The following is a 5,711-nucleotide window of genomic DNA, read 5'->3' on the forward strand; positions in this document are numbered from 1 at the left end:
GCATCAGCCTGCTCCACGATGTCCTCCCGGCGGGGAAGGTCGGGCGGGCGGTGGCGCTGATGAGCTCCTCGATGGGGATCGGCGGCGCGCTCGGACTGCCCCTGGCCGCGACGATCGCCCAATTCGCCTCCTGGCGGATCCTCTTCTGGACCATGGCCGCCGTCAGCGCACTCATCCTCGTCCTCGTCGCCTCACTCGTGCCCGCCGACCCCGTCCGTGGCGGGCACCGCGGGCGCTTCGACCCCGTGGGGTCGCTCCTGCTGGGCGCGGGGCTCGTGTGCCTCCTGCTCTTCGTCTCCAAGGGCACGACGTGGGGATGGGGCAGCCCGATGACGTCGGGGTCGGCGCTCCTCGCCCTCGCCGTCCTCGCGTCGTGGGTGGTGTGGGAACTGCACTGCGACCACGCGCTGATCGACCTGCGCCAGATGACCCGTCCGGTGGTCCTCGTGATGAACCTCGCCTCGGTGTTCATCGGGTTCGCGATGTACGCCCAGTCCCTCATCGTCCCCCAGCTCATGCAGCTGCCCGTCTCCACGGGGTACGGCCTGGGCCAGAGCATGCTCGGGATGGGCCTGTGGATGGCCCCCACGGGGATCGCGATGATGGCGGTGTCCGGGCCCGGCGCACGCCTCTCCGCCCGATTCGGCGCCCGCACGACGCTCATGACCGGGGGCCTGGTGATGGCGCTGGGCTACACGGCGGCCACGCTCCTGATGGGGAGCACCTGGACCCTGGCGCTCTCCGCCGCGCTGATCAGCGCCGGTGTCGGCCTTGCCTTCGGGGCGATGCCCGCCCTCATCATGGGGGCCGTCCCCGCCGACCAGAAGGCCGCGGCGAACGCCTTCAACGCACTCATGCGGTCGATCGGGATCTCGGTGTCCTCCGCGGTCATCGCGGTGGTCCTCGCCACCCTCTCCACCGCCACCCGGTCCCACGCCGTCGTGCCGACCCAGACGGGATTCCGGGTCGGGCTCCTCGTGGGCGCCGGCGTCTCCGTGCTCGCCGCCGTCCTCGCCAGGTGCATCCCCACGCGGGGTGACCTCCCCTCACCCGCCGAGGAGGTCGCGCGGGTCATCGAGGAGGACGAGGGCGGCACCGCCGCGGACGCGGGCTGAGGCACGGCCCGGGTCGGCGGTGCGCCCGCTCCGTGCCAGTGCCGGACGGAGGGTGCGCCCGCACGGTGCGACTGCCGAGTCGCACGTGCGCCAGCTCAGTGGCAGTGGCGTGCGGCCAGCGCACGCAGGGCGTCGACCTCCGCGGCCGCGTCCTCGGCCCGGAAGATGGCCGAACCCGCCACGAAGTTGTCCGCACCGGCCTCGGCGGCCCTCTCGATGGTGGACCGGCTGACCCCACCGTCCACCTGGACGGAGAGCTCCAGACCGGCGCGCGAGGCCGCGGCACGCGTGCGTCGGACCTTCGCGAGCATCGACTCCAGGAACGACTGCCCCCCGAAGCCCGGTTCCACCGTCATGACGAGCACCATGTCGAACTCGGCGAGCAGGTCCACGTAGGACGCGATGTCGGTCGCGGGGCGCAGGGCCAGGCCGGCACGTGCCCCCAGGTGGCGGATCTCACGCGCGAGCCGCACGGGCGCTGCCGCGGCCTCCGCGTGGAAGGTGACGGAGGCGCAGCCGACCTCGGCGTAGCCGGGCGCCCACCGGTCCGGGTCCTCGATCATCAGGTGCGCGTCGACGGGGAGGGTGCCCATTCGCACGCAGGCCTCCACCACCGGCAGCCCCCACGTCAGGTTCGGCACGAAGTGGTTGTCCATGACGTCCACGTGCGCCACGTCCGCATTGGCGATCGAGTCCAGCTGTCCGCGCAGGTCGGCGATGTCGGAGTTGAGGATCGAGGGCGAGATCGTGGGTCGCATGGGTTCAGGGTATCGCCCGGGTGCCGGTCACCGGGTGCGTCGAAGGAGGGCGACGAACATCAGGTCGGTGCCGTTGCGGTGCCCCCACAGCCGCAGCGTCCGGCCGGGGGCGCCCACCCCGTCGAGGAGCACCCTCCCGGCGGTCTCCGGGACGTCCAGGTCACCGGGCGCCAGGCGCTGGGCGAGGTCCACCGTGTCGAGGAGTTCGACGTCACCGCGTACGAGGAGACGCTCCACCTGGGCGCGGGTCTCGCGCACGTGGGGTGAGCAGGTGACGTAGGCGAGGACCCCACCGGGACGCACGAGGTCCACGGCACGGTCCAGCAACGCGGACTGGAGCGCCGTGAGGTCGTCGAGGTCGGCGGGTTCGCGTCGCCACCGCGACTCCGGCCTGCGCCGCAGTGATCCCATCCCGGTGCACGGTGCGTCGACGAGGACCCGGTCGAAGGAGCCGAGGGGCCAGGAGGTCCTCGCACCCCCGAAGGTCCGCCCGTCCCCGGAGACGACCTCGACGTCGTCGAGGGCGCGCACCGCCTTCTCCACGAGGCGGGCCCGGTGCGGGTGGACCTCATTGGCGACGAGGGAGGCGCCGCCCCCCTGCGCGAGGGCGCCCATGAGCGCGGCCTTCCCGCCCGGACCCGCGCACAGGTCCAACCATGTCCTGTCCCGCCCCTCCACGGGTGCGGTCGCGGCGAGCTGGGCGGCCAGCTGGGATCCCTCGTCCTGGGCACCCGCCAGTCCCCCGCGCACCGAGGGGAGAGCGGCCGGGTCACCCGACTCCAGCAGCACGGCGTACTCCGAGACGTCCCCGGGGGCCACGCGCGTGCCGAGGACGTCCTCGGCCTCGTCCGCCAGGTCGGCCGGGTCCACGAGGCCCGGCCTCGCGACGAGCGTGACCAGCGGGGCCGCATTGTCCGCGGCGAGGACCTCCTCCAGTTCCATGGCGTCGAAGCCGTGGGCGCGCAGGGCGTCACGGAAGGCGGCCACCATCCACTCCGGGTGCGAGTGGCGCACGGCGAGGCGCGTGTCCTCCTCGGGGATCGCGTCGATGTCCTCACCAATCCGGTCGGCGCCCTCCCGGGCGAGCGAGCGGAGGACCGCGTTGACCATCCGCACCGGACCGTCGGTCACCACCTCGCGGGCGAGGTCGACCGTGGCCGCCACCGCCGCGTGGTCGGGGACCCGCATGTCGAGGAGTTGGTGGGCACCCAGACGCAGGAGGTCACGCACCTCGGCGTCGAGCTCCTCCACGGGACGGGTCAGGTGACGGGAGAGCACCCAGTCGAGCCGCCCCAGGCCGCGCAGGGTGCCGTAGACGAGTTCCGAGGCGAACGCCGCGTCACGCGAGTCGAAGCCGGGGCGGTCCGCGCGGACCGCCCGCAGGGCGCGCGGGAGCACCAGGTTGGCGTAGGCACCCTGTGAGGTGACCTCGCGCAGGACGTCGTAGGCGACCGTGCGGGCGGGATCCGCCCCGCGCAGCGCCCGGTACCCGTCCCCGTAGCGGTGGGTGGCCATCACTCGTCCCCCTCGTGTCCATCCGTGGGCACGGCACGCGTGCCCGTCCCCCCTGCCGCTGCGGGGTCGGTCGCCCTCGACCGCTCCCCCGCGGTGGCGGTGTCGGCATCCTGCGCGGGCACCCCCAGTCGGGTGCCCTCCCCGAGGCGGGCCCCCCGGGCCCAGGCCGCGGCGTCCATCCAGCTGCGTCCTGCCGGGGCCACCTCGCCGAGGAGGACGGTGGTGTCGGCGCAGCCGACCTCCACCCGTCGACGTGACGCGAGGAGGACCCCCGGACCGGGACTCGGCGTCCCGGTGGGCGTCACCGTCCCCAGTCCCAGTCGGCGACCGTCGGGCAGCGTGGTCCAGGCACCCGGGTCCGGGGTGACGGAACGGACCACACGGTCCACCTCCCCCGCGGCACGGCGGAAGTCGACGAGGCCGTCGGCAGTGGTGAGCCTGCGGGCGTAGTGCAGGGGACCCGCACCCTCCACGCCCTGCGGGGTGGCCTGCGCCGTCCCGTCCTCGAGGGCGTCGGCGACCTCCACCACCTGGCGTGCGCCGAGGTCCGCCATGCGTGCGAGCAACTCCCCGGCGCTCTCGTGGCCGATCTCCACGGGGAGCCGGGAGTAGACCGGACCCGTGTCGAGCCCCTCCTCCAGTTGGAAGACACAGGAGGCGGTGACCGGGTCGCCCTCGCGGACGGCCCACTGGACCGGGGCGGCTCCCCGCCAGTGCGGCAGGTCGGAGAAGTGCAGGTTGGCCCACCCCAGCCGCGGCATCCCGAGGACATCCGGGGGGATGAGCGCCCCGTAGGCGACGACGACCCCCAGGTCGGCGCCGGCCTGTCCGATGCGGGCGCGCACCGACTCGTCACGCAGGCCCACGGCCTCGATGAGCGGGACCCCGTGGGAGCTGGCGACCTCGGCCACCGCCGAGGGGTGCAGGGTCCGTCCACGACCCGACCTGGCGGGTGGGCGCGTCAGCGCGGCGACGACCTCGTGGTGGGAGGCGAGCAGGGCGAGGAGGGTGGGGACGGCCGCGGACGGCGTCCCGGCGAAGATGGTGCGCACCGGGCCAGTCTAGGCGAGGGTCCTCACAGGACCCCGCGCGAGGTGAGCGCCCCGCGGAGGTCCTCGGCACCGGTGAAGAGGATCCCCTGGATGCCCAGCTCGTCCGCGGCGCGGACGTTCTCCTCCACGTCGTCGACGAAGACGGTGGCCGAGGGGTCCAGGGAGAAGCGGTCCAGCATGAGGCGGTAGATCCGCGGATCGGGTTTGCGCACGCCCTCGTACCCGGAGACGACGACGTCCTCGAGCGCACCGAGGAGGGGGATTCGCTCGCGGGCGTGGTGGAACAGCTCACCGGGCCAGTTCGACAGGCCGCCGACTCGCGTCCCGGACGCCCGGACCTCCCCCACGACCTCGGCCATGCCGGGCACCGTCCCCCGCAGCGAGTTCGCGAAGGTGGAGAGGTAGCGGTCCAGGAACGCGATGTCCTCCCCGTGGTGCTCGGCGAACCAGGCGTGTGCCCGATCCAGTGGCACCCCGGCGTCGAGGGTGCGGTTGAAGGCCCAGAAGTCCGTGCGCTCCACGAAGCACTCCCACTCCTCCCGGGTCGCCCACCCCTCCTGCGTGAGGGCCGGGTCCCAGTCGATGAGCACGTTGCCGAGGTCGAGGACGACCATCTGGACTGCCATGGAGCTCCTCCCGAGGTCCTCGCGACATTGTGCCACGCGCCACCGGACGGGCGTGGCACCCGGGCCCCGCCTCAGAAGAGCTCGGGTGGGTTGACGCTGATCCTGACCAGGGGCAGGCGGCGCGAGGAGCGCTGCTGCTGCACCTCGCGCAGCGAGGCCAGCAGATCGGGGGCCTCCTCGGGGCGGACGCGCACCAGTGTGCGGACCTCGACCCCGGCGGCCGCGGAGGCGTCGGCCGGAGCGCCGTCGTGCGCAGCCCCCGGACGGGGCACCGTGCCCATGACCTCTGCCTCCACGCGACCCACGACCTCCTCCACCTGCTCGGCCGGTCCGTCCAGCGCGACGACCGTCATGGCGGGGAAGAACCCCAGGGCCGCCCGTTCGTCGAGGGAGCGTGCCGCGAAGTCGGCGGGGTCCCACCGCACGAGGGTCTGGGCCAGGGTGGGTTCGACCCCTCCCAGCACGACGGCGGGAGCACCCGGGCGCGCGAGGGCGAGGGCGTTGAACCAGCGTCGCAGCGCCTCCTCCGGTGCCCACAGCTCGGGGCGCTGGGCGAGGGCGGGCGCGTCGAGCACGAGGACCGCGGCGTACCCGCCCTCCGCGCGGGGCTCGGCACCCGGGGTCGCGACGACCAGCCGCGCTCCG

General features: G+C 73.9%; 5 protein-coding genes and 1 pseudogene. 1 reads left to right on the plus strand and 5 read right to left on the minus strand.

The window, feature by feature from the left end; genetic code table 11:
• On the plus strand, nucleotides 1-1,115 hold a 1,115-nt coding region (locus tag TA90_RS06175; protein WP_052450580.1), incomplete at its 5' end, for an MFS transporter.
• Nucleotides 1,116-1,210: 95 nt separating this feature from the next.
• Here the strand turns inward: TA90_RS06175 and rpe are convergent.
• From rpe to TA90_RS15040, 5 genes and pseudogenes are all read right to left on the minus strand, one after another.
• Entirely contained in the window at nucleotides 1,211-1,873 is a 663-nt protein-coding gene (rpe, locus tag TA90_RS06180) for a ribulose-phosphate 3-epimerase (protein ID WP_043535163.1), read from the minus strand.
• A 27-nt stretch (nucleotides 1,874-1,900) separates the two neighbouring features.
• Nucleotides 1,901-3,388, minus strand: a complete 1,488-nt coding sequence (locus TA90_RS06185; protein WP_043535165.1) for a transcription antitermination factor NusB — start codon at nucleotides 3,386-3,388, stop codon at nucleotides 1,901-1,903.
• Nucleotides 3,388-4,440 carry a methionyl-tRNA formyltransferase gene (locus TA90_RS06190; protein ID WP_074015324.1) on the minus strand — a complete coding sequence of 351 codons (1,053 nt, stop codon included), beginning with the start codon at nucleotides 4,438-4,440 and terminating at the stop codon, nucleotides 3,388-3,390. The genes TA90_RS06185 and TA90_RS06190 overlap by 1 nt, the downstream gene beginning before the upstream one ends.
• 23 nt (nucleotides 4,441-4,463) lie before the next feature.
• Nucleotides 4,464-5,066 carry an HAD family hydrolase gene (locus tag TA90_RS06195; RefSeq protein WP_043535166.1) on the minus strand — a complete coding sequence of 201 codons (603 nt, stop codon included), beginning with the start codon at nucleotides 5,064-5,066 and terminating at the stop codon, nucleotides 4,464-4,466.
• Between the two features lie 71 nt (nucleotides 5,067-5,137).
• Nucleotides 5,138-5,711, minus strand: a pseudogene (locus TA90_RS15040) (primosomal protein N'); the annotation flags it as partial.

This window comes from Actinomyces polynesiensis (assembly GCF_000820725.1).
Taxonomy (GTDB): domain Bacteria; phylum Actinomycetota; class Actinomycetes; order Actinomycetales; family Actinomycetaceae; genus Pauljensenia; species Pauljensenia polynesiensis.

Excerpts from the sequence above, each read along its gene's own strand:
- TA90_RS06195 (WP_043535166.1), bottom strand. The coding sequence starts at position 5,066 with ATGGCAGTCCAGATGGTCGTCCTCGACCTCGGCAACGTGCTCATCGAC.
- rpe (WP_043535163.1), bottom strand. The coding sequence starts at position 1,873 with ATGCGACCCACGATCTCGCCCTCGATCCTCAACTCCGACATCGCCGAC.
- TA90_RS06185 (WP_043535165.1), bottom strand. The coding sequence starts at position 3,388 with ATGGCCACCCACCGCTACGGGGACGGGTACCGGGCGCTGCGCGGGGCG.